Origin of the sequence: Variovorax sp. RA8 (assembly GCF_901827175.1) — a bacterium.
Lineage (GTDB): Bacteria > Pseudomonadota > Gammaproteobacteria > Burkholderiales > Burkholderiaceae_C > Variovorax.
On record NZ_LR594662.1, the window covers coordinates 2,938,738 to 2,960,093 of the forward strand.

Below are 21,356 nucleotides of genomic sequence, written 5' to 3' on the forward strand. Positions count from 1 at the left end.
CATTCCATGGACAGCAACAACACACCCGATGCGAACGTTCCGGCCGAGGCGCCGGCCTCCAACGGCAAGCGACGCCGCGCCCTCACCGCGCTGGCCGCCGCCGTGGTCGTGGCCGGCGCCGGCTGGGGCGCGTACGAATGGCTGGTCGCCAGCCACTACGAGTCGACCGACAACGCCTACGTGCAGGGCAACGTGATCCAGATCACGCCCCAGATCGGCGGCACGGTGATGGCCATCATGGCCGACGACACCGACCTGGTGAAGACCGGCCAGCCGCTGGTGCAGCTCGATCCCGCCGATGCCAAGGTCGCCCTCGAGCAGGCCGAGGCGGCGCTCGGGCAGGCGGTGCGCCAGGTCCGCACGCTCTACGCCAACAACGGCTCGCTGGCCGCGCAGGTCTCGCTGCGCCAGGCCGACATCGTCAAGGCGCAGAGCGACATCGCCCGTGCGCAGGACGACCTCAGGCGCCGCCAGGCGCTGTCGGGCAACGGCGCGGTGTCGAAGGAAGAACTCAACCACGCCGAAACCACGCTCGCCAACGCGAAGAGCGCGTTGGCCGCGGCGCAGGCCGGCGTGATCGCGGCGCGCGAGCAGTTGGCCAGCAACCAGTCGCTCACCGAAGGCACCAGCGTCGAGGAGCACCCCAGCGTGCAGGCCGCCGCCGCCAAGGTGCGCGAAGCCTATCTCGCGACGCAGCGCGTCGCGCTGCCCGCCCCGGTGGAAGGCTACGTCGCCAAGCGCACCGTGCAGCTCGGCCAGCGCGTGGCGGCCGGCACGCCCATGATGTCGATCGTGCCGCTCAACCAGCTGTGGGTCGATGCCAACTTCAAGGAAGTCCAGCTTCGCAACATCCGCATCGACCAGCCGGTGAAACTCATCGCCGACGTGTACGGCAAGAAGGTCGAGTACACCGGCCATGTCGCCGGCCTCGGCGTGGGCACCGGCGCCGCCTTTGCGCTGCTGCCGGCGCAGAACGCCACCGGCAACTGGATCAAGGTGGTGCAGCGGGTGCCCGTGCGCATCGCGCTCGACGCCGAGCAGCTCAAGGCCAACCCGCTGCGCGTGGGCCTGTCGATGGACGTCGAGGTCGACGTGCGGCAAAAGGGCGGCAAGATGCTGGCCGATGCGCCGCGCGCCAGCGCGCTGGCCCAGACGCAGGTCTACAGCCAGCTCGACCAGGGCGCCGATGCCGAGGTGCAGCGCATCATCGCGGCCAACCTGGGCCGCGGCGCGGCGCTCGCGAACACGGCCTCCAAGCCACCCGTCGCCACCGTGCCGCCCGCCGGCCCGCGCTCGCACGTCAACCCGATCTGAGGCAGGGCACGACGATGGCGACCGCAGCAACGCCCGCCCCGCCCGCCGCCGTTCATCCGCCGCTCGAGGGCTCGGCCCGCCTGTGGGGCACGATCGCGCTCTCTGCGGCGACCTTCATGAACGTGCTCGACACCTCGATCGCGAACGTATCGCTGCCGGCCATCTCGGGCGACCTGGGCGTGAGCTCCACGCAGGGCACCTGGGTCATCACCAGCTTCGCAGTCGCCAATGCGATCGCCGTCCCGCTCACCGGTTGGCTGACCCAGCGCTTCGGCCAGGTGCGGCTGTTCATGACCAGCGTGCTGCTGTTCATCATCAGCTCCTGGCTGTGCGGCCTGGCGCCCAACATGACCATGCTGATCGCCTTCCGCGCGTTGCAGGGCTTCGTAGCCGGGCCGATGATCCCGCTGTCGCAGACGCTGCTGCTGTCGAGCTACCCGAAGGCCAAGGCCGGGCTGGCGATGGCGATGTGGTCGATGACCACGCTGGTCGCGCCCGTCATGGGGCCGCTGCTGGGCGGCTGGATCACCGACAACATTTCCTGGCCCTGGATCTTCTACATCAACATCCCCGTGGGCCTGCTCGCCGCAGGCATCACCTGGGGCATCTACCACAAGCGCGAGAGCACCACGCGCAAGGTGCCGATCGACGGCATCGGCCTGGCGCTGCTGGTGCTGTGGGTAGGCTCGCTGCAGCTCATGCTCGACAAGGGCAAGGAGCTCGACTGGTTCCACTCGCCCGAGGTCGTCGCGATGGCGGTGGTGGCGGCGGTCGGCTTCGCCTTCTTCCTCGTGTGGGAGCTGACGGACAAGCACCCGGTGGTCGACCTGTCGCTCTTCAAGCGGCGCAACTTCTGGTCCGGCGCGCTCGCCACCGCGGTGGCCTACGGCCTGTTCTTCGGCAACGTGGTGATCCTGCCGCTGTGGCTGCAGCAGTTCATGGGCTACACCGCCACGCAGGCCGGCATGATCATGGCGCCGGTGGGGCTGCTGGCGATCGTGTTCTCGCCGATCGTCGGCCTCACGGTCGGCAGGATCGATCCGCGCCGCTATGCGACCTTCTCCTTCCTGGTGTTCGCGCTCGTGCTGTGGATGCGCTCGAACTTCAACACCCAGGCCGACTTCTGGACCATCATGATCCCGACCGTGATCCAGGGCGTCGCGATGGCCTTCTTCTTCATCCCGCTGGTGACGATCACGCTCTCGGGCCTGTCGCCCGATCGTATCGCGGCGGCCTCGGGCCTGTCGAACTTCGCGCGCATCACCGCGGGCGCCATGGGCACCTCGATCGCGACCACCCTGTGGGAGAACCGCGCCGCGCTGCACCATGCGCAGCTGGTCGAGTCGGTCAACCAGGGCAGCCCGGCGACCCAAAGTGCCATGGCCGGGCTGAGTGCGAGCGGCTTCTCCGCCGAGCAGGTGCTGGGACAGATCAACCGCCTGGTGGACCAGCAGTCCTTCATGCTGGCAGCCAACGACGTGTTCTACGCGTCGGCGGTGCTGTTCCTGCTGCTGATTCCCTTCGTCTGGCTGGCGAAGCCTGCGCGCAGCGGCGGCGCATCGGACGCCGCCGCAGGCGCGCACTGATTCCTCTCGCGGCGAGTCGTTCCCGCACCGCAGCATAGGCATTTGCCCCAGTAGGCAAGTCCTGCTGCGGCTGCAAACAATGCGTTCCGCGCAGCCATGGTGGCGCGCTCAGATGGACCGCATGACCGATCTTTCCTTCCAGCACCCGGGCGACCGCGCGAGATGAGCGACATCATTCTCGAGACACGTCAGCTCACCAAGGAATTCAAGGGCTTCACCGCCGTCAGCAAAGTCGATCTGAAGGTGGTGCGCGGCTCGATCCATGCCTTGATCGGACCCAACGGCGCGGGCAAGACGACCTGCTTCAACCTGCTCACCAAGTTCCTCGAGCCGACTTCGGGGACCATCCTCTTCAATGGACAGGACATCACGGGCGAGCGCCCGGCGCAGATCGCGCGCCGCGGCATCATCCGCTCCTTCCAGATCTCCGCCGTGTTCCCTCATCTCACCCTGCTCGAGAATGTGCGCCTGGGCCTGCAGCGCGCGCTCGGCACCTCCTACCATTTCTGGAAGAGCGAGAAGACGCTCAAGCCGCTCGAAGTCCGCGCCCGCGCGCTGCTGGCCGAGGTCGGCCTCGAGGAGCTCGCCGACGAGCAGACCGTGAACCTGCCCTACGGCCGCAAGCGCGCGCTCGAGATCGCGACCACGCTCGCGATGGAGCCCGAGCTGATGCTCCTCGACGAGCCGACACAGGGCATGGGCCACGAGGATGTGCACCGCGTGGCCGAGCTGATCAAGCGCGTCTCGGCCGGCCGCACCATCCTGATGGTGGAGCACAACATGAGCGTGGTCTCCACCATCGCCGACACGATCACGGTGCTGCAGCGCGGCGCCGTGCTGGCCGAGGGGCCGTATGCCGAAGTCTCGCGCAACCCGCAGGTGATGGAAGCCTACATGGGCACCACCGACGGCCAGCTGCAGGGAGCCCATTGAATGAGTGCTCCTGCACTTGAGATCAAGAACCTGCAGGCCTGGTACGGCGAATCCCACGTGCTGCACGGCGTCGACATGGTGGTTCAGCCGGGCGAGGTCGTCACGCTGCTCGGGCGCAACGGAGCAGGGCGCACCACCACGATGCGCGCCATCCTCGGCCTGACCGGCGCGCGCAAGGGCAGCATCAAGGTGCACGGCGTCGAGACCATCGGCATGCCCACGCACCGCATCGCGCACCACGGCATCGGCTACTGCCCGGAGGAGCGCGGCATCTTCGCCAGCCTGTCGGCCGAAGAAAACCTCATGCTGCCGCCCGCGCTCAAGGGCACGGACAAGGGCATGTCGGTGGAGGAGATCTATGCCATGTTCCCCAACCTGGCCGAGCGCCGCCACAGCCAGGGCACGCGCCTGTCCGGCGGCGAGCAGCAGATGCTGGCGGTGGCGCGCATCCTGCGCACCGGCGCCAGGCTGCTCCTGCTCGACGAGATCTCGGAGGGACTGGCCCCGGTGATCGTGCAGGCTTTGGCGCGCATGATCCACACCTTGCGCGGCAAGGGCTACACGGTGGTCATGGTGGAGCAGAACTTCCGTTTTGCCGCGCCACTGGCCGATCGTTTCTACGTGATGGAGCACGGCCGCATCGTCGAAGCCTTCGGCGCGGCCGAACTCGACGCCAAGATGCCGGTGCTGCACGAGCTGCTCGGCGTCTGAACCGCTCACTTTTTTTCTTGAAGGAGACACCATGAAGACTGCATTCACCGCGATCGCGCTGGCCGTCGGCGCCCTGGCCCTGGCTTCCGGCGCGCAGGCGCAGGAGAAGGTCAAGATCGGCTTCGTCACCGACATGTCCAGCCTGTATTCCGACCTCGAGGGCAAGGGCGGCGCCACCGCGATCGAGATGGCGATCGCCGACTTCGGCGGCAAGGCGCTGGGCCAGCCCATCGAGCTGATCACGGCCGACCACCAGAACAAGGCCGACATCGCCGCCTCCAAGGCGCGCGAATGGATCGACACCGCCGGGGTCACCATGATCTTCGGTGGCACCAACTCCGGCACCGCGCTGGCCACGGCCAAGGTGGCGCAGGAGAAGAAGCGCGTCTACTTCAACAACGGCGCCGCCAGCTCGGCGCTCACCAACGAGCAGTGCAGCCCCTACACCGTGCACTACGCCTACGACACCGTCGCGCTGGCGAAGGGCACCGGCGCCACGGTGGTCGAGCAGGGCGGCAAGAGCTGGTTCTTCCTGACGGCCGACTACGCATTCGGCCATGCGCTGGAAGCCGACACCACCCGCATCGTGAAGGAGAAGGGCGGCACGGTGGTGGGCGCGGTGCGCCATCCGCTCAATGCCTCGGACTTCTCGTCCTTCCTGCTGCAGGCGCAGAACTCCAAGGCGCAGATCCTCGGGCTCGCGAACGCGGGCGGCGACACCATCAACTCGATCAAGGCCGCCCGCGAATTCGGCATCGGCAAGACGATGAAGGTGGCGGGCCTGCTGGTGTTCCTGAGCGACATCCACAGCCTGGGCCTGAAGAACACCGAGGGCCTGCTGCACACCACCAGCTGGTATTGGGACTTGAACGACGACACGCGCAAGTGGGCCGCGCGCTACTTCGAAAAGACCAAGCGCATGCCGACCGACATCCAGGCGGCCGACTACTCGGCCACCATGACCTACCTGAAGGCGGTCGAGGCCGCCAAGACCACCGATTCCGACAAGGTGATGGAGCAGCTCAAGAAGATGCCGATCAGCGACTTCTTCGGCAAAGGCCAGATCCGTGCGGACGGCCGCTATGTCCACGACATGTACCTGGTGCAGGTCAAGGCTCCGTCCGAGTCGAAGAAGGAGTGGGACTACCTGAAGGTGGTCAAGACGCTGCCGGGCGACCAGGTCTTCACGACCAAGGCCGAGTCCAAGTGCGCGCTCTGGAAATGACCCGGATCCATTTGCAAGGAAAGAACACATGAAGAACAAGTTTGCACTGTCAGGCGTCGTCCTCGGCCTCGCCCTGGCAGCGGGCGCAGCCCAGGCGCAGGTCAAGATTGGCTTCATCACCGACATGTCCAGCCTGTACGCCGACGTCGAGGGCCGCAACGGCGCCACGGCGATCCAGATGGCCATCGACGACTTCGGCGGCAAGGTCAACGGCCAGCCCATCGAGCTGCTCACGGCCGACCACCAGAACAAGGCCGACATCGCCGCCTCCAAGGCGCGCGAATGGATCGACACGGCAGGCCTGACGATGCTCTTCGGCGGCACCAATTCCGGCACCGGCCTCGCGATGGCGAAGGTGGCGCAGGAGAAGAAGCGCGTCTTCATCGTCAACGGCGCCGGCACCTCGGCGCTTACCAACGAGCAGTGCAGCCCCTACACCGTGCACTACGCGTACGACACCGTGGCACTCGCCAAGGGCACGGGCGGCGCGGTGGTGGGGCAGGGCGGCAAGAGCTGGTTCTTCCTGACCGCTGACTACGCCTTCGGCGCGGCACTCGAGGCCGACACCGCCAAGGTGGTCAAGGAGAAGGGCGGCACGGTGGTCGGCGGCGTCAAGCATCCGCTCAATGCCTCCGACTTCTCGTCCTTCCTGCTCCAGGCGCAGAACTCCAAGGCCCAGATCCTGGGCCTCGCGAACGCGGGCGGCGACACCATCAACGCGATCAAGGCGGCCAAGGAATTCGGCATTACCAAGTCGATGAAGATGGCGGGCCTGCTGGTCTTCATCACCGACATCCACAGCCTCGGCCTGAAGAACACCGAGGGCCTGCTGCTCACCACCAGCTGGGACTGGAACATCGACGACAGGACGCGCGCCTTCGGCAAGAAGTTCTTCGACAAGACCAAGCGCATGCCGACCGACATCCAGGCCGCCGACTACTCGGCCACGATGACCTACCTGAAGGCGGTGCAGGCCGCCGGCACCACCGATGCCGACAAGGTGATGGAGCAGCTCAAGAAGACGCCCGTCGACGACTTCTACGCCAAGGGCCGCATCCGCGAGGACGGGCGCTTCGTGCACGACATGTACCTGGTGCAGGTCAAGAGCCCGGCCGAGTCGAAGCAGCCGTGGGACTACTACAAGGTCGTGAGCAAGCTGCCGGGCGACCAGGTCTTCACCACCAAGGCCGAGAGCAAGTGCGCCCTCTGGAAGTAGCGCTCGCGCCCCAGGCTGCTGCCCGGCTGGCCGGGCGCGGCGGCCCTGCTGAAGAAAAATAGCATCCAATGACCATTTCCTTTCCAGCACTGCTGAGCCAGCTCCTCCTCGGGCTGGTCAACGGATCGTTCTACGCGATCCTGAGCCTCGGGCTCGCGGTGATCTTCGGCCTGCTCAACGTCATCAACTTCGCGCACGGCGCGCTGTTCATGCTGGGCGCGGTGCTGGCGTGGATGGCGATGAACTACTTCGGCATCAACTACTGGGTGATGCTGGTGGCGGCGCCGATCGTCGTCGGCCTGTTCGGCATCGTGATCGAGCGGCTGCTGCTGCGCTGGATCTACAAGCTCGACCATCTCTACGGCCTCTTGCTCACGCTCGGCCTCACGCTGCTGATCGAGGGCGTGTTCCGCTCCGTCTACGGCGTCTCGGGCCTGCCCTACGACACGCCCGATGCGCTGGCGAGCGCCACCGACCTCGGCTTCATGATCCTGCCCAACTACCGCGCCTGGGTGGTGGTGGCCTCGCTGGTGGTCTGCTTCGCGACCTGGTTCGTGATCGAGAAGACGCGCCTGGGCGCCTACCTGCGCGCCGGGACCGAGAACCCGCGGCTCGTGGAGGCCTTCGGCGTCAACGTGCCGCTGATGGTCACGCTGACCTACGGCTTCGGCGTTGCGCTCGCCGCCTTTGCGGGCGTGCTGGCCGCGCCGGTGATCCAGGTCTCGCCGCTGATGGGGCAGAACCTCATCATCGTCGTCTTCGCGGTGGTGGTGATCGGCGGCATGGGTTCGATCATGGGTGCCATCCTCACCGGCCTGGGCCTGGGCGTGATCGAGGGACTCACCAAGGTCTTCTACCCCGAGGCCTCGTCCACCGTCGTCTTCGTGATCATGGTCATCGTGCTGCTGATCCGGCCGGCCGGCTTGTTCGGCAAAGAGAAGTGAAGCGGCCCGCGTGATGAAGAACAACAACGTCTCCCTCGTCCTGTACGGCCTGCTGCTGCTCGGACTGATTGCCGCGCCCTTCCTCGGCGCGTACCCGGTGTTCGTGATGAAGCTCATGTGCTTCGCGCTGTTCGCCTCGGCGTTCAACCTGCTGCTCGGCTACACGGGGCTGCTGTCCTTCGGCCACGCGGCCTTCCTCGGCGGCTCGGCCTATGTGGCCGGGCATGCGATGAAGGTCTGGGGCCTGTCGCCGGAACTGGGCCTGATCGCCGGCACCCTCACCGGCGCGCTGCTGGGCTGGCTCTTCGGCGTGCTGGCGATCCGGCGCCAGGGCATCTACTTCGCGATGATCACGCTCGCGCTGGCGCAGATGGTCTTCTTCATCTGTCTGCAGGCCAAATTCACCGGCGGCGAGGACGGCCTGCAGGGCGTGCCGCGGGGCAAGCTCTTCGGCCTGCTCGACCTGCAGGACGACCTGATCATGTACTACGTGGCCTTGGTCATCGTGGTCGTCGGCTTCCTGCTGATCGTGCGCACCATTCATTCGCCTTTCGGCCAGGTGCTCAAGGGCATCAAGGAGAACGAACCGCGCGCGCTCTCGCTGGGCTACGACGTGGCGCGCTTCAAGCTGCTGGCCTTCGTGATCTCGGCCGCTCTGTCGGGCCTGGCCGGCTCGCTCAAGACACTGGTGCTGGGCTTCGCCACGCTGTCCGACGTGCACTGGACCGCCTCGGGCCAGGTGATCCTGATGACACTGGTGGGCGGCCTGGGCACGCTGTCCGGTCCGCTGGTCGGCTCGGCGGTGGTGGTGCTGCTCGAAAACAAGATCGGAGAATTCGGCCACCTGCTCGCCAGCCTCACCTCCATCGAATGGTTCGGCACGCTGGGCGAGTCGGTCACCATGGTCACGGGCCTGATCTTCGTGATCTGCGTGCTGGCCTTCCGGCGGGGGATCATGGGCGAGATCATCGCCCTGGTGACGCGCAAACGTTAGCTCTCAGAAAGTGCCACCGCGTGAGTTGGGAATGCGCGCAGCAACTTCTTGTCCTTGGTTACGAGCTTGGCGTTGAGCTGAATCGCCAATGCAATGAATTCGCAGTCATAGGCGGAACAGTCGCTGTCGCGCACCAATTCAAGCACGGCCCGCGAATCAACCTCGAACTCTGATTCGGCCAGTAGGCTTTCGGCCTCTGCCTGCAGGCTGCACGCCTGCTCGAAGCCAAGAACCTTCCTCCTGACATAGCCAGCAAGAATGTTCCGAAACCCGCTGCGCCACAGAACAGGAGCAGCCCAGTCCGGGTCTCGTTCGAACAGCTTCTCGGCCTCTGCGGTGTAGTCGCCAGGTAGATAGAGATAAGCCAATACACTCGAGTCCACCACGATCATTGGCGTCCTTCACGTTTCAGCGCATCAATGTCACGCGCTCGAAACTTGCCCTTCGGCAGAGCGGCACGCAGCTCCCGCGCTCGCGCCAACCTTTCGTTGGGGGCAACTTTTGCGGGCAGAAGCGCTGCCTCCAGGCACACAATTGCTTCACTGTTCATGCTGCGACGATGAGCCTCCGCGGAGAGCTTCAAGCGGTCATACACGGCATCTGGAATGTTCTTTAGAGTGAGGGTCGTAGGCATGTCAATCTCCAACCGTAATGGAACCATTATGGTTCCGCATGAGAGCGCTGTCACTTCCATGGCAACTACCATGTGGCACCCCGCCCAACGCTACCCCGACCCCGCCATCGAGATCCTCGATCCGCGGTTTGCCAGGTACCGCCTGATGAGCGCAGCAGTCGAGCGCCTGGCCACCGGCTTTCGCTGGGCCGAAGGCCCGGTGTGGTTCGGCGATGGCCGCTACCTGCTGTGGAGCGACATCCCCAACAACCGCGTGCTGCGCTGAGATGAGGAGACCGGCGCCGTCAGCCACTTCCGCAAGCCGTCGAACTTCGCCAACGGCCACACGCGCGACCGGCACGGGCGCCTGCTCAGCTGCGAGCACGGCACCCGCCGCGTGACACGCACCGAGTACGACGGCAGCATCACCGTGATCCTCGACCGCTTCGAGGGCAAGCGCCTCAACTCGCCCAACGACATCGTGGTCAAGTCCGACGATTCCATCTGGTTCACCGATCCGCCCTTCGGCATCCTCGGCCATTACGAAGGGCACGCGGCCGAGCCGGAACTGCCGACCAACGTCTACCGCGTCGACGGCCAGACGGGCAAGGCCACCGTGGTCTGCAATGACATCGAGCGGCCCAATGGACTGTGCTTCTCGCCCGACGAGAGCCTGCTCTACGTGGTCGAGTCGGGCAGCACGCCGCGCCGCATCCGCGTGTTCGACCTGAGCGAAGACGGGCAAAACCTGAAGAACGGCCGCGTGTTCGTCGAGGCCGATCCGGAAGGCTCGCCCGACGGCTTTCGCTGCGATGTCGACGGCAACCTGTGGGCCGGCTGGGGCACCGGCGAGGGCCGCGATGGGGTGCGGGTGTTCGCGCCCGACGCCACGCCCATCGGCCGCATTGCGCTGCCGGAGCGCTGCGCCAATGTCTGCTTCGGCGGACCGGCGCGCAACCGGCTCTTCATGGCGGCGAGCCAGTCGCTCTACGCGCTGTACGTCAATACGCAGGGCGTGCTCGGCGGCTGAACGCTCGGAAGGTCAGGGGGCGAAGCGCCGCGACAGCGCATCCGGCAGGCCGATCGCCGGCTTCGGCGCGGGCCGCCTGAAGGTGCCCGCGCTGGCCTTGCGCACGCGCAGTGTCGCCAGCGCCTCGGCCTGCTTCACGGCGGCGGCCATCTGGTCCACCACGGGCACGGGGATGCGGTCCTTGACCTTGTCGGCCAGGCCGGCCAGCGGCGCGCCGGCGAGGATCACCACGTCGGCCTCGTCCTCGTCGACCGCGCGGTTCGCCAAGTCCACCAGCAGCTGTTCCTTCTCGTCCTGCACATCGGCGATGGAGGCGAAGCGGCCTTCGAGCATGCGGATGCCGGCCAGGCGGCCCATGAGCCCGTGCGATTCCACGCACTCCTCGTACCAGGGGCCGAGCGCCTGCGCAAAGGTCACGATCGCAAAGCGCTTGCCGAGCATGCAGGCGGTCAGCATCGCGGCCTCGGCCATGCCGACCACCGGAATGTCGAAGAGCTCGCGCGCGCCGAACAATCCCGGGTCGCCGAAGGCCGCGATGACGGCCGCGTCGAAGCCCTCGTGGTGCTCGGCCAGCATCTCCAGCGCGACCGCGCCGCCGATCTGCGCCTCGGCGCGCGTGGCGATGTAGGGGAAACCGCGCGGCGCCGTGAGTGCGACCAGCTCCGTGCCGGCGGCCGCGGCGGGCAGGGCGGCACTCATCAGCCGGTCCGTGATGCCCTGGCTGGTGTTCGGGTTGAGGACGAGGATGCGCATCGAGTGTTCCTTTGAATCAGGCGCGGCTATGCCGCCGTGTTGCCGGCCCGGGCCAGCACTGCTTCGACGGCACGGGCCGCGTCGAGCAGTTGCCGGTCCCGTCCGCGTGCGGCAATCAGCTGCAGACCGACCGGCAGGCCGTCGCGCCCGTGGCCGCAGGGAATGGAGATGGCGGCCGCCATCGCATGGTTCACGAAAGGCGTGAAGACCGCGTGCGCGCGCGGCTCCACCGCATGGCCGCCGATATGCGTGGGCCCGAGCCGGTCGTGGCGCCAGGCGACGCAAGGCGCGGTCGGGCAGATCAGCAGGTCGTGGTGCACCAGGAAGCCGGCCAGCGTCGATGCGATGGCGGCGCCCGCGGCGCGCGCACGTGCCACGTCGGCCCCGGACCACTGCAGTCCGCGTTCGATCTGGCGCGCCACATCGGGATCGAAGACGGAAGCGTCGCGCCGCCAGGCCTCGCCGAACAGGTGGGCGAGCCCGGTGTGCTGCAGCGGCATCAAGGCGGCCTCGTCGGCATCCTCGGGCCAGGCCGGGTCGGCATTGGCGATGCCGAAGCCGGCCGTGCGCAGCGCCTCGATCGCGCTGGCGATGCACGCCCCCACGTCCTCGTCCACCGGCACGTCGAGGCCCAGGCGCGGGCTGAAGGCCACGCGCAGCTGGGTCGCGACGCGCAGCGGGGCCGGGTCGGGCAGCAGGCTCGACGCCGGGTCGCGGGGGTCGTTGCCGGCCATTGCCTCGAACATCAGCGCGGCGTCGGCGACTGTGCGGGCGATCGGCGCGATCGCCTGGAGTCCGATGAAGGCATGCGGGAAACCGAAGGGATCGGGGATGGCGCCGAAGGAGGGCTTGAATCCCACCACGCCCACGTGCGCGGGCGGTCGGCGGCTCGAGCCGCCGCCGTCGGTGCCGAGCGCGAGCGGCGCCAGCCGCGCGGCCACCGCGACGGCGCATCCGCCCGAGGAGCCGCCCGGCGTGAGGGCCGGGTCCATCGGATGGCGCGTGAGGCCGTAGACCTTGTTGGTGGTCAGTCCCTTGCAGGCGAACTCCGAACTGTTGCCCATGCCGATGACCAGCGCACCCGCGGCCCGCAGCCGTTCCACCGCCAGCGCATCGCGCGGCGCGACGAAGTCCTGGAACAGCCGCGAGCCCTGCGTCACGCGCTGCCCCCTGACCCAGATCACGTCCTTCACCACCACCGGCACGCCGGCCAGCGGCATCGGCTCGCGGCGGGCGACGCGCGCGCGCAGGGTCTCGATTTCGGCGTCGAGCGAGGCGGGGACGTCGCCCACCACCGCATTGAGCACACCGTTGCGCGATTCGATGTTCTGCAGGAAAGCTGCCACCACGTCGCCGGGGTCCAGCGTTCCTTCCTGTACGCGCTGCGCGATCTGCGAGGCGTCGAGCTCAAGCATGCGGAGTGGCCTTCGCGAGCTTGGCCAGCGCGTCGGGCAGGTTGCCCACATAGCCGCCTGCCGTTGCATCGCCGGGCTTCGGGCGCGCCATCTCGGGCTTGCCGCAGGGCAGGAACTCGCCATGGCCCGAAGGCGCGCAGGGCTTGCCCTCGTCCCACACGCGCTCGCCGCGCACCAGGGTGGTCACGGGCCAGCCGATGACCTGCATGCCTTCGTACGGCGTGTAGTCCACGTCGTGGTGCAGCAGGCGGTTCTCGATGGTGACTTCCTTGTTCGGGTCCCAGATCGCGATGTCGGCATCCGAGCCGATCGCGATCGTGCCCTTGCGCGGGTGCAGGCCATAGAGCCGCGCCGGGTTGGTCGCCGTCAGGCTCACGAACTGGTTGAGCGTGATGCGCCCCGTGCGCACGCCTTCGGAGAACAGCAGCGGCAGGCGCGTCTCGAGACCCGGGATGCCGTTGGGAATGTGGCGGAAGGCCACCTCCTTGCCGCCGGGCTTCTTGCCCTGCGGATCGTCGAAGCGAAACGGCGCATGGTCGGAGGAGACGATGGTGAAGAGCCCGTCGGACAAGCCCTCCCACACGACGCGCTGGTTGGCCCTGTCGCGCGGCGGCGGGCTGCAGACGCACTTCGCGCCCTCGTAGCCGCCGCCCAGGTCGTCCGCGCTGAGGAACAGGTACTGCGGACAGGTCTCGGCATAGAGGCGCATGCCCCGGCCACGGGCCCAGCGGATCTGCTCGATGGCCTCCCGGCCGGACACGTGCACGATCAGGATCGGCACGTCGACCAGTTCCGACAGCGTGATGGCGCGGTGCGTCGCCTCGCGCTCGATCGCCATCGGGCGCGAGGTCGCGTGGAACAGCGGCGCCGTGTGCCCGGCTTCCTCCAGCGTCTCGGTGAGCCAGGCGATGCAGTCGGCGTTCTCGGCATGGATCATCGCCAGCGCACCGTGCCGGCGCGCCACCGCGAGCAGGCGCAGGATCTGGCGGTCGTCCAGCTTCATGTCGTCGTAGGTCATGTAGATCTTGAACGACGTGTAGCCCTCGGCGATCAGGGCCGGCAGCTCCTCGCGCAGCACCTGCTCCGTGGGGTCGGTCACGATCATGTGGAAGGCGTAGTCCACCACCGCCTTGCGGCCGGCGCGCCGGTGGTAGTCCTCGACCGCAGCGCGCAGCGACTGGCCCTTGATCTGCGCGGCGAAAGGGATCACCGTGGTGGTGCCGCCGCAAGCGGCCGAGCGCGTGCCGCTGGCAAAGTCGTCGGCCATCCGCAGGCCCTCGTCCATCGGCTGGTCGAGGTGGCAATGGGCATCGACGCCGCCGGGCAGCACCAGCTTGCCCCGGGCATCGATCTCGTCGCGGCCGCGGGCAAGCTCGTGGCCCAGGGCGACCACCCGGCCGCCGCGGATGCCGATGTCGGCCTGCATGGTTTCCGCGGCGGTGGCGACCAGGCCGTTGCGGATGACGGTGTCGAAGCCTTGCACTTGCGTCTCCTTCTGCTTGTCGCCGGCGCTCAATGCCCGGCGTCCTTGAGGTCGATGCGGGACGTTTCGCGCGCCGCGAAGGCGGCCACCGCGATCAGCGCGCAGACGACGGCGAGGTAGATGGCCACCGGCGTGGTCGAGTTGAAGCGCGCGATCAACGCGGTGGCGATGATCGGCGCCAGCGCGCCGCCGAAGACGCCGGCGAACTGGAAGCCCAGCGAGGCGCCCGTCACCCGCACGCGGGTCGCGAACAGTTCCGGCAGGAAGGAGGCGAGCGGCGAGAACATGAAGGACACCAGCACCATGCCCACGAAGGAGGCCGCCATGATGGCGAGCGGGTCGCCCGTCTGCACCATCTGCATGAATGCGAAGGCCCAGAGCGCGCCGCCGATGCCGCCGATCATGAGCACCGGCCGGCGGCCGATGCGGTCGGACAGCCAGCCGGCCACCGGGATGAAGATCATCTGCGCCACCGCGCCCAGCAGCACCGCGTTGAGCGCGATCGACTTGGGCAGGCCCAGCTGCGTCGGCACGAAATACAGCAGGAACAGCGTGAACACGTAGAAGGCGATGTCACCGCCCAGCCGTGCGAAGAAGGCAATGGCGAGCTGCGGCTTGTAGTGGCGCAGCACCTCCATGATCGGCGCGTGCTCTTCATGGCCCTTGGCCTCCTTCTCGAACACCTTGGACTCCGCCACGTTCATGCGGATGTACAGACCCACGCCCACGAGGATGGCGCTCATCAGGAAGGGAATGCGCCAGCCCCATGACAGGAAGGCCTCGTCGGACACCTGCCAGGTGACGAGCGCGAAGGCGCCGTTGGCCAGCAGCAGCCCGATGGGCGCGGCAATCTGCACCACGGAGCCGAGCAGGCCGCGCCGCTTGCCCTCGGGGTCGAGCTCGTTGACCATGATCGCCGCGCCGCCCCATTCGCCGCCCAGCGCCAGGCCCTGGACGATGCGCAGCACCACCAGCAGGATGGGCGCCCACATGCCGACCTGGCCGAAGGTCGGCAGGCACCCGATGAGGAAGGTGGCCAGGCCCATCATCAGCAGCGTGATGAAGAGGATGGACTTGCGGCCCAGCTTGTCGCCGAAGTGCCCGAACACCGCCGCGCCCAGGGGGCGCGCGACGAAGGCCACGCCATAGCTGGCGAAGGAGAGCAGCGTTGCCACCAGGGGCTCGCTCTGCGGGAAGAACAGCTTCGGAAAGACCAGGGCCGCGGCCGAGCCGTAGATGAAATGGTCGTAGAACTCCAGCGTGGTCCCGGCCAGGCTGGCAGCTGCCACGCGCTTGGTCGATGAGGGGCTGGCTTCGCGTTCGGCTGTCCCGCCGATGGGCATGGTTGCGTGCATTCGCGTGTCTCCGTGTGTGATGGATGTGAGGGGCTGGATGGTGGCGTTGGGCGAAAGATAGGCGATAACCGATGTGCAATCAAGAAGAAATTTGTACATCGCGCAGAACATTTATGTTCTACGGCAAGACTTAATGGATAACCCCTACTTCGCAGTGGCTCGCTGCAGGGTGTGGAGAAGAAACAAGCCTCGAAGTTGAAGGATTGGCCACAGAACCGCCATACAATTTGAAGAGATCTGATGTTCAAAAGGAATCGAGACAATGGCCAAGACCACCAGCACGGACGTTGATGCGCCCGGCGGACCTTCCGTCGAGGAGATCAGCGAGCGGATCCTCCAGGCCATCTGGGAACACCGGCTGCCGCCCGGGACCAAGCTGGTCGAGGAGAAGCTGTCCGAGGTCTTCGGCGTGAGCCGCACCAAGATCCGGCTGGCGCTCGGCAGGCTGTCGCACGACAGCATCCTCACGGTCGAGCCCAATCGCGGCACCTTCGTCGCGAGTCCGACGGTCGAGCAGGCACGGCAGGTGTTCAATGCGCGGCGCGTGCTGGAGCCGGCGCTGCTGCGCGACCTGGCCGGCCACGTGCGGCGCGAGCAGCTCGCACGCCTGCGCAAGAACATCGCGCTGGAAGGCGAGGCGCGCGAGCGCAACGACCGGCGCGCGACCATCCGGCTCTCGGGCCAGTTCCACCTCCTGATCGCCGAGCTCGGCCAGAACCCGTACCTGCACAAGTGCATCCGCGAGCTGTGCTCGCTGACCTGCCTGGTGATCGCGCTCTATGACGCGCCCGGAACGCCCGCCTGCCCGCACCACGAGCACGACGCCATCGTCGATGCCCTGGAGCAGGGCGATGCCGAGCGCGCCTGCATGCTGATGATCGAGCACCTCACGCACGTCGAGAACACGCTGCGCCTGGAGATGCCCGGGGACGAGGAGATCGACTTGCGCGCCGTATTCGCCTGAACGGCACTCCGGCTCAGGCCAGGCTCAGGCGCGGCGCAGCAACTTGCGCAGCACGGTCTTGAGCGGGCTCGCCCCGAAGATCAGTTGCGAATACGAGACGAAGAGCGCGCGGGGCAGCAGCACGCTGCCGTAGTAGTAGATGCGGTACTGCCGCGGCCCCTGGCGCGTGTCCGGGTGGCGCAGCGCGCGCCGCAGCAGGCCGAGGTCCTTGCCTTCCCCGGACAGCCAGCGTTCGAGGAAGCTGAGCCAGAGATAGCCCCCCTGGTCGTCCAGCGGCCGCCACAGCGCGGAGGCGCCGCACTGGTGGCGTTCGAGCTGCGCGCGCAGCCACAGGTCGAAGCGCGCGGCGCGCTGCCGCATCGCCTTGATCTGCGCCACCGACACCATCGAACCCTTGGTCGCGGAGGCGCCGTGCACCCGGTAGCGCGTCAGCGGCTCGGGAATCCAGGCGCAGGGGCTGAGGAGCGCCGCGGCCGTGCACAGCTGCAGGTCCTGGTACATCATCCGGTCGGCGTCCAGCGGGCCGATGGCCTCCAGGACTTCGCGCCGGAAGGCCAGGCCCGAGGTCAGCGAGAGCACGAGGCAGGACGCCGCCTTCAAGGTCTCGGCGGCCAGCCAACCCTCCGGTGCACGGCCGCCGGGATAGTAGGGCGTCAGGCCCAGATGGGGCTGGTCCTGCGAGAAGCGTTGCATGGCGTTGTGCGCCCATCCGGGAAAGTGCCCGCCCACGCGCCGGCGCAGTGCTTCCAGCACTTTCTCGATGCGTTGCGGCGCGATGGCGTCGTCGGCGTCGAGCAGCAGCACCACGTCGCCGGTGCAGGCGGCGAGGGCGGCGTTGGTGGCGGCGCAGATGCCGCCGTTGGGCTGGTGGATGGGCCGGACCTGCGCGAAGCGCGCCGCGTAGCCGTCCAGGATCTGCGCGCTGTCGTCCGTCGAGCCGTCGTTCACCACCACGATCTGGTGCGCCGGCACGGTCTGGCCGAGGCAGCTGTCGAGACATTCGGGCAGGAAGCGGCCGTAGTTGAAACAGATGATCGCGATGCTGACCTTCGGCACGGCCGGCAGCTCGGCCAGGACCATGGGCTCGATCGCGAACGGTGCCTCGAACGGGATCTTTTCGAATTTCACGTCAGCGACCTCAAAGGCCACGAGGGGCGGCGTTGCGGATTGTGCCTGCGGATTGCAGGTAGTTCGCAAGTGTTTCAGCAGTACCTGGTCATGGTCGTCAGCGAGGGGGATGTCGCGCTCGAGGGCCTGATCGCCTTCAACGCGGCCCACGATGTCGCCATCGCGAACGAGCCCTAGGACACGAGCCCGCCGCGGCTGCTGGTGCCAGAATGTGGCGCGCTGCAGTGCAGTCCGGAGAATCCATGTCTCTTCTGGTCATCGGCCTCGTCCTGTTCCTTGGCATTCACTCGGTGTCGATCGTTGCGCCGGCCTGGCGCGACACGCAGGTCGAACGCCGAGGCGAAAAAGTCTGGAAGGGCATCTACTCCCTGGTTTCGCTCGGTGCGCTGATCCTGGTCATCTATGGCTACGGCGTCGCGCGCCAGGCTCCGCTGGCGATCTATGCACCGCCGCTCGCGCTGCGGCACGTCGCGCTGCTGTTGATGCTGCCGGTGTTTCCCCTGTTGTTCGCGGCCTACCTGCCCGGGCGCATACAGCGTGCGGCCAAGCATCCCATGCTGCTCGCAGTCATGCTCTGGGCAGCAGCGCACCTGCTGGCCAATGGCTCGCTGGCCGACGTGCTCTTGTTCGGATCCTTCTTCATCTGGGCCCTGGCCGACCGGATTGCCGCCGGACGTCGCGCCGTGCCGCGTCGCGTGCCCGGCGCCCCGCCGAGCACGCTCAATGATGTCGCAGCGCTCGTGGGAGGCCTGGTGGTCTACGCCGGCCTCCTGTTCCGGGCGCACGCCTGGCTCACCGGGGTGCCGCTGCTGGGCTAGGGCCGCCGACGCCCAGGGGGTTCGGGGAGGGCTCGCCGACCTTCGTCAGCGTGTTGCGATCGGTGTGGTGGAAGGGCTCGGCAAGCCCCTGGATCTGCATCACGGTGTCCTGGTCGTAGGACCAGGTCCCGTCGGCGTTGAAGACGACCTCGATACGCCACTCCAGCGTGGTGAAGGCGTGCTCGATGAACGGGTTGGAGACGATGCCGTTCACCAGGCTCCCGTGGGTGGCCACGAGCTCGAAGCGATCCGCGTCCGGGCTGGCCTGCCCGCTGGCCATCGCGATCTGGCCGCGCGGGATTGCCAGCGTGTGCATGACGGTGCCGCTGGCAGGCTCCCACAGCCAGTAGCCGACCTGGTCGTGATACATCTTGCGGAGGCCAGGCTTGTGGATGAAGGTGTGATAGCGCAGGCCGTAGAGCACCTGCGGGCCGTTGGTCTGCGGGTCGATCGGCTGCAGCTCGTAATGCTCGACGTAGACCTGCGTCTTCGGCCCCTGCGCCTTGGGCTTGACGTCCACGCCCTTCTCGCCGCGCCACAGGCCTGCCATCCGGCGCAGGGGGCCGAGGTTGTCGAGGGTTCGTCCATCCAGGTCGGAGGGCTCGGTGTAGATGTCGTCGGGGAACTTGGACATGGGCGGGGGCGATCGATGGGGGTTGCGGGGCGCCTTGGCGGCCGGAGAGCGGGCGCTTCCGGCGACACGGATTCTGCCGTGTTCATTCCGGCCGGCGGGACGATCGCCGCGCTACATCCGCAACGGCTGCGCGTACCCGGTCATCTCCAGGTACCCGCGTCCGATGCGCCGGCCGCTGCCGTCCAGCAGATCGCTCACGCCCTCCCAGTAGACGCCGCCGGTCGAGCCGCGGCTGTCGAGCTCCTGGTCGTCGAGCAGGGACTGCACGGTGAAGGTGCCCGCGGGCGTGTCGATGCGCCAGCGCAGCGGATAGACGGCCCGGGTGCGCGGACTGGTCCAGGGGTTCGTGCCTTCGAATCGGACTTCATCGGTGCCGAACACGCGCAGCTGGCCATCGGCAGTGCGCAGCGAGCCGCCGAACCACAATGCCGAGCCGTCGCGCCGGCGGATCCGGAAGGCCATCAACGCGCCGCCGTCGTCGAGGTTCATGCCGACCCAGTCCCAGCCCGCCGCATCGGGATGCAGGTAGGCGTTGCTCCACTCGTGGTCCAGCCACGCGCGGCCCTGCACATCGAAGCCTTGGCCCTGAATGCTGAGGCGGCCCTGCGTCGCGAGCTGGGGTTCGCTGTAGTAGTAGCTGGCCTGCTCGGCCTCCGGCCCCTTGCGCGACAGGCCGTCCCTGCCCTGCAGCAGCACCGGGCGGGTCGGCGTGAAGCGCAGGTCGAGCGTGAAGCCCTCGGCCGGCAGGCGGCCCGTGTAGCCGCCGGCGTCGCGCCTGAGCGTCCAGTTGCGCAGCCGGATGTCGGTATCTCCCTCGGCGGCGGACGCGATGCCGAAACCCGCGCGCGCGATGCGCTGGTCGTGCCACAGCCTGCGCGCCTCGAGGTCGGTGATGGCCGCGTGCGCGAAGATCATCTGCCGTGCCGCGAAGGCCGAGCGCATCTGCTGCGTGGCGTCCACGCGCGAGCGGAAGAAGGTGAGCTGGAAGCCGAACTCGCGCGTGCCGGAGCGGGCATGCCCGGTGATGTACCACCACTCGGTACGCAGCTCTGGATGGCTGCCGAAGTCGCGCGGGAACTGCATCGTGCGCTCGGGCAGCGCCCATGCGGCCGGCATTGCCAGCGCCGTCATGGCGAGCAGGGCGCGCCGCGACAGTCCGTGCGGTCTCACTGGAGTACCGCGGCCTGCACGCGCGCCTCGGCCGCGCGGCAGTCGCCGAAGTTCTGCGCCACCCAGCCGAGGTCGTGGTAGCTGGGCAGGTAGCGCTCGCCTGCGTCGCACAGCAGCGAGAGGATGGAACCCTGCCGCCCGGCCGCGCGCATCTCGCCGGCCAGCGCCAGCATGCCGATGAAGTTGGTCCCGGTCGAAGGCCCGACCTTGCGGCCCAGCAGCCGGGAGAGCACGCGCATCGCGGCCACCGATTCGACATTCGGCACTTCGACCATGCGGTCCACCAGCGAGGGGATGAAGCTGGGCTCCACCCGCGGCCGGCCGATGCCTTCGATGCGCGAGCCCTGCGCCGTCAGCGTCGCATCGCCGCTGCGGTGGTAGGCCGCGAACACCGAGCCCTCGGGGTCGGCCACGCAGACCTGCGTGCCGTGGCAGCGGAAGCGCACATAACGCCCGATGGTGGCGCTGGTGCCGCCGGTGCCGGCACCCACCACGATCCAGGCCGGCACCGGATGCCGCTCGTGCGCCATCTGCTGGAACATGCTCTCGGCGATGTTGTTGTTGCCGCGCCAGTCGGTGGCGCGCTCGGCGTAGGTGAACTGGTCCATGTAGTGGCCGCCCTCGCGCTGCGCCAGCGCGCGGGCCTCGTCGTACACCTGCGCCGCGTGGTCGACGAAGTGGCAGCGGCCTCCGTAGAAATCGATCTGCGCGATCTTCTCGGGCGAAGTGCTCTTCGGCATCACCGCGATAAAGGGCAGGCCCAGCAGGCGCGCGAAGTAGGCCTCGCTCACCGCAGTCGAACCGCTCGAGGCCTCGACGATGGTCGTGCCTTCGCCGATCCAGCCGTTGCACAGCGCGTAGAGGAAGAGCGAGCGTGCCAGCCGGTGCTTGAGGCTGCCGGTCGGGTGCGTCGATTCGTCCTTGAGGTAGAGGTCGATGCCGTGCGCGGCGAAGCCTGGCAGCAGCAGCGGGATCAGGTGCGTGTCGGCGCTGCGCTGGTAGTCGGCCTCGATGCGGCGGATCGCGCTCGCGAGCCAGCCGGCGCAGGCGGAAGAGGATGCATTCATGGC

The 21,356-nt window shown here is 67.8% G+C and carries 20 protein-coding genes and 1 pseudogene; 11 read left to right on the forward strand and 10 right to left on the reverse strand.

What is annotated here, in order from left to right:
• The first annotated feature begins 6 nt into the window (after positions 1 to 6).
• From E5P3_RS13850 to E5P3_RS13885, 8 genes are all read left to right on the forward strand, one after another.
• Complete coding sequence (locus tag E5P3_RS13850) at positions 7 to 1,314, forward strand: HlyD family secretion protein (RefSeq protein WP_162586511.1); 1,308 nt, start codon at positions 7 to 9, stop codon at positions 1,312 to 1,314.
• A 14-nt stretch (positions 1,315 to 1,328) separates the two neighbouring features.
• Positions 1,329 to 2,900 carry a DHA2 family efflux MFS transporter permease subunit gene (locus E5P3_RS13855; protein WP_162586512.1) on the forward strand — a complete coding sequence of 524 codons (1,572 nt, stop codon included), beginning with the start codon at positions 1,329 to 1,331 and terminating at the stop codon, positions 2,898 to 2,900.
• A 162-nt stretch (positions 2,901 to 3,062) separates the two neighbouring features.
• Entirely contained in the window at positions 3,063 to 3,833 is a 771-nt protein-coding gene (locus tag E5P3_RS13860; RefSeq protein ID WP_162586513.1) for an ABC transporter ATP-binding protein, read from the forward strand.
• Positions 3,834 to 4,544: an ABC transporter ATP-binding protein gene (locus tag E5P3_RS13865; RefSeq protein WP_162586514.1), complete on the forward strand. Its 711-nt coding sequence runs from the start codon at positions 3,834 to 3,836 to the stop codon at positions 4,542 to 4,544.
• Between the two features lie 31 nt (positions 4,545 to 4,575).
• Positions 4,576 to 5,769, forward strand: a complete 1,194-nt coding sequence (locus E5P3_RS13870) for an ABC transporter substrate-binding protein (protein WP_162586515.1) — start codon at positions 4,576 to 4,578, stop codon at positions 5,767 to 5,769.
• Positions 5,770 to 5,797: 28 nt separating this feature from the next.
• Complete coding sequence (locus tag E5P3_RS13875) at positions 5,798 to 6,985, forward strand: ABC transporter substrate-binding protein (RefSeq protein ID WP_162586516.1); 1,188 nt, start codon at positions 5,798 to 5,800, stop codon at positions 6,983 to 6,985.
• Positions 6,986 to 7,053: 68 nt separating this feature from the next.
• Complete coding sequence (locus E5P3_RS13880) at positions 7,054 to 7,929, forward strand: branched-chain amino acid ABC transporter permease (RefSeq protein WP_162586517.1); 876 nt, start codon at positions 7,054 to 7,056, stop codon at positions 7,927 to 7,929.
• Positions 7,930 to 7,942: 13 nt separating this feature from the next.
• Positions 7,943 to 8,923 (forward strand): branched-chain amino acid ABC transporter permease, encoded by a 981-nt coding sequence (locus E5P3_RS13885; RefSeq protein ID WP_162586518.1) that lies wholly within the window; start codon positions 7,943 to 7,945, stop codon positions 8,921 to 8,923.
• Here E5P3_RS13885 and E5P3_RS13890 read toward each other — a convergent pair.
• Positions 8,920 to 9,315 (reverse strand): type II toxin-antitoxin system VapC family toxin, encoded by a 396-nt coding sequence (locus E5P3_RS13890; protein WP_162586519.1) that lies wholly within the window; start codon positions 9,313 to 9,315, stop codon positions 8,920 to 8,922. The two genes, E5P3_RS13885 and E5P3_RS13890, sit on opposite strands and share 4 nt — an antisense overlap.
• Positions 9,312 to 9,557, reverse strand: a complete 246-nt coding sequence (locus tag E5P3_RS13895) for a FitA-like ribbon-helix-helix domain-containing protein (protein WP_162586520.1) — start codon at positions 9,555 to 9,557, stop codon at positions 9,312 to 9,314. Before E5P3_RS13895 ends, E5P3_RS13890 begins: the two co-directional genes overlap by 4 nt.
• Before the next feature lie 70 nt (positions 9,558 to 9,627).
• Between E5P3_RS13895 and E5P3_RS13900 the strand changes: the two are divergent.
• Positions 9,628 to 10,566: pseudogene (locus tag E5P3_RS13900) on the forward strand (SMP-30/gluconolactonase/LRE family protein).
• 12 nt (positions 10,567 to 10,578) lie between these two features.
• Here E5P3_RS13900 and E5P3_RS13905 read toward each other — a convergent pair.
• The 4 genes from E5P3_RS13905 to E5P3_RS13920 are packed head-to-tail and all read right to left on the reverse strand — an operon-like array spanning position 10,579 to position 15,572.
• Positions 10,579 to 11,319, reverse strand: coding sequence for an aspartate/glutamate racemase family protein (locus E5P3_RS13905; protein WP_162586521.1), 741 nt, complete (start codon positions 11,317 to 11,319; stop codon positions 10,579 to 10,581).
• A 26-nt stretch (positions 11,320 to 11,345) separates the two neighbouring features.
• Positions 11,346 to 12,734 carry an amidase gene (locus tag E5P3_RS13910; protein WP_162586522.1) on the reverse strand — a complete coding sequence of 463 codons (1,389 nt, stop codon included), beginning with the start codon at positions 12,732 to 12,734 and terminating at the stop codon, positions 11,346 to 11,348.
• Positions 12,727 to 14,217, reverse strand: coding sequence for a dihydropyrimidinase (gene hydA / locus E5P3_RS13915; RefSeq protein WP_162589680.1), 1,491 nt, complete (start codon positions 14,215 to 14,217; stop codon positions 12,727 to 12,729). The genes E5P3_RS13910 and hydA overlap by 8 nt, the downstream gene beginning before the upstream one ends.
• A 29-nt stretch (positions 14,218 to 14,246) precedes the next feature.
• Positions 14,247 to 15,572: an MFS transporter gene (locus E5P3_RS13920; protein WP_162586523.1), complete on the reverse strand. Its 1,326-nt coding sequence runs from the start codon at positions 15,570 to 15,572 to the stop codon at positions 14,247 to 14,249.
• 262 nt (positions 15,573 to 15,834) lie between these two features.
• On the opposite strand from E5P3_RS13920, the gene E5P3_RS13925 reads away from it, so the two are divergent.
• Positions 15,835 to 16,536: a GntR family transcriptional regulator gene (locus E5P3_RS13925; protein WP_162586524.1), complete on the forward strand. Its 702-nt coding sequence runs from the start codon at positions 15,835 to 15,837 to the stop codon at positions 16,534 to 16,536.
• A 24-nt stretch (positions 16,537 to 16,560) separates the two neighbouring features.
• Here the strand turns inward: E5P3_RS13925 and E5P3_RS13930 are convergent, their stop codons facing one another.
• Positions 16,561 to 17,664, reverse strand: coding sequence for a glycosyltransferase family 2 protein (locus tag E5P3_RS13930; RefSeq protein ID WP_162586525.1), 1,104 nt, complete (start codon positions 17,662 to 17,664; stop codon positions 16,561 to 16,563).
• A 242-nt stretch (positions 17,665 to 17,906) separates the two neighbouring features.
• Between E5P3_RS13930 and E5P3_RS13935 the strand changes: the two genes are divergently transcribed.
• Positions 17,907 to 18,482 (forward strand): NnrU family protein, encoded by a 576-nt coding sequence (locus E5P3_RS13935; RefSeq protein ID WP_162586526.1) that lies wholly within the window; start codon positions 17,907 to 17,909, stop codon positions 18,480 to 18,482.
• Here E5P3_RS13935 and E5P3_RS13940 read toward each other — a convergent pair.
• The 3 genes from E5P3_RS13940 to E5P3_RS13950 all read right to left on the reverse strand — a co-directional run bounded on the left by E5P3_RS13940 (position 18,457) and on the right by E5P3_RS13950 (position 21,353).
• Positions 18,457 to 19,116: an FABP family protein gene (locus tag E5P3_RS13940; RefSeq protein ID WP_162586527.1), complete on the reverse strand. Its 660-nt coding sequence runs from the start codon at positions 19,114 to 19,116 to the stop codon at positions 18,457 to 18,459. The genes E5P3_RS13935 and E5P3_RS13940 overlap by 26 nt on opposite strands.
• A 111-nt stretch (positions 19,117 to 19,227) precedes the next feature.
• Positions 19,228 to 20,247: a lipocalin-like domain-containing protein gene (locus E5P3_RS13945; RefSeq protein WP_162589681.1), complete on the reverse strand. Its 1,020-nt coding sequence runs from the start codon at positions 20,245 to 20,247 to the stop codon at positions 19,228 to 19,230.
• A 35-nt stretch (positions 20,248 to 20,282) separates the two neighbouring features.
• Positions 20,283 to 21,353: a PLP-dependent cysteine synthase family protein gene (locus tag E5P3_RS13950; RefSeq protein ID WP_162586528.1), complete on the reverse strand. Its 1,071-nt coding sequence runs from the start codon at positions 21,351 to 21,353 to the stop codon at positions 20,283 to 20,285.
• Positions 21,354 to 21,356: the final 3 nt, after the last annotated feature.

What these genes read in the sequence shown, in the direction of transcription:
- E5P3_RS13910 (WP_162586522.1), bottom strand. Translation starts at nt 12,734, where the DNA reads ATGCTTGAGCTCGACGCCTCGCAGATCGCGCAGCGCGTACAGGAAGGA.
- E5P3_RS13905 (WP_162586521.1), bottom strand. Translation starts at nt 11,319, where the DNA reads ATGCGCATCCTCGTCCTCAACCCGAACACCAGCCAGGGCATCACGGAC.
- E5P3_RS13855 (WP_162586512.1), top strand. Translation starts at nt 1,329, where the DNA reads ATGGCGACCGCAGCAACGCCCGCCCCGCCCGCCGCCGTTCATCCGCCG.
- E5P3_RS13875 (WP_162586516.1), top strand. Translation starts at nt 5,798, where the DNA reads ATGAAGAACAAGTTTGCACTGTCAGGCGTCGTCCTCGGCCTCGCCCTG.
- E5P3_RS13950 (WP_162586528.1), bottom strand. Translation starts at nt 21,353, where the DNA reads ATGAATGCATCCTCTTCCGCCTGCGCCGGCTGGCTCGCGAGCGCGATC.
- E5P3_RS13880 (WP_162586517.1), top strand. Translation starts at nt 7,054, where the DNA reads ATGACCATTTCCTTTCCAGCACTGCTGAGCCAGCTCCTCCTCGGGCTG.
- E5P3_RS13895 (WP_162586520.1), bottom strand. Translation starts at nt 9,557, where the DNA reads ATGCCTACGACCCTCACTCTAAAGAACATTCCAGATGCCGTGTATGAC.
- E5P3_RS13885 (WP_162586518.1), top strand. Translation starts at nt 7,943, where the DNA reads ATGAAGAACAACAACGTCTCCCTCGTCCTGTACGGCCTGCTGCTGCTC.
- E5P3_RS13920 (WP_162586523.1), bottom strand. Translation starts at nt 15,572, where the DNA reads ATGCACGCAACCATGCCCATCGGCGGGACAGCCGAACGCGAAGCCAGC.
- E5P3_RS13870 (WP_162586515.1), top strand. Translation starts at nt 4,576, where the DNA reads ATGAAGACTGCATTCACCGCGATCGCGCTGGCCGTCGGCGCCCTGGCC.
- E5P3_RS13940 (WP_162586527.1), bottom strand. Translation starts at nt 19,116, where the DNA reads ATGTCCAAGTTCCCCGACGACATCTACACCGAGCCCTCCGACCTGGAT.
- E5P3_RS13935 (WP_162586526.1), top strand. Translation starts at nt 17,907, where the DNA reads ATGTCTCTTCTGGTCATCGGCCTCGTCCTGTTCCTTGGCATTCACTCG.
- E5P3_RS13865 (WP_162586514.1), top strand. Translation starts at nt 3,834, where the DNA reads ATGAGTGCTCCTGCACTTGAGATCAAGAACCTGCAGGCCTGGTACGGC.
- E5P3_RS13890 (WP_162586519.1), bottom strand. Translation starts at nt 9,315, where the DNA reads ATGATCGTGGTGGACTCGAGTGTATTGGCTTATCTCTATCTACCTGGC.
- E5P3_RS13850 (WP_162586511.1), top strand. Translation starts at nt 7, where the DNA reads ATGGACAGCAACAACACACCCGATGCGAACGTTCCGGCCGAGGCGCCG.
- E5P3_RS13860 (WP_162586513.1), top strand. Translation starts at nt 3,063, where the DNA reads ATGAGCGACATCATTCTCGAGACACGTCAGCTCACCAAGGAATTCAAG.
- E5P3_RS13925 (WP_162586524.1), top strand. Translation starts at nt 15,835, where the DNA reads ATGGCCAAGACCACCAGCACGGACGTTGATGCGCCCGGCGGACCTTCC.
- E5P3_RS13945 (WP_162589681.1), bottom strand. Translation starts at nt 20,247, where the DNA reads ATGACGGCGCTGGCAATGCCGGCCGCATGGGCGCTGCCCGAGCGCACG.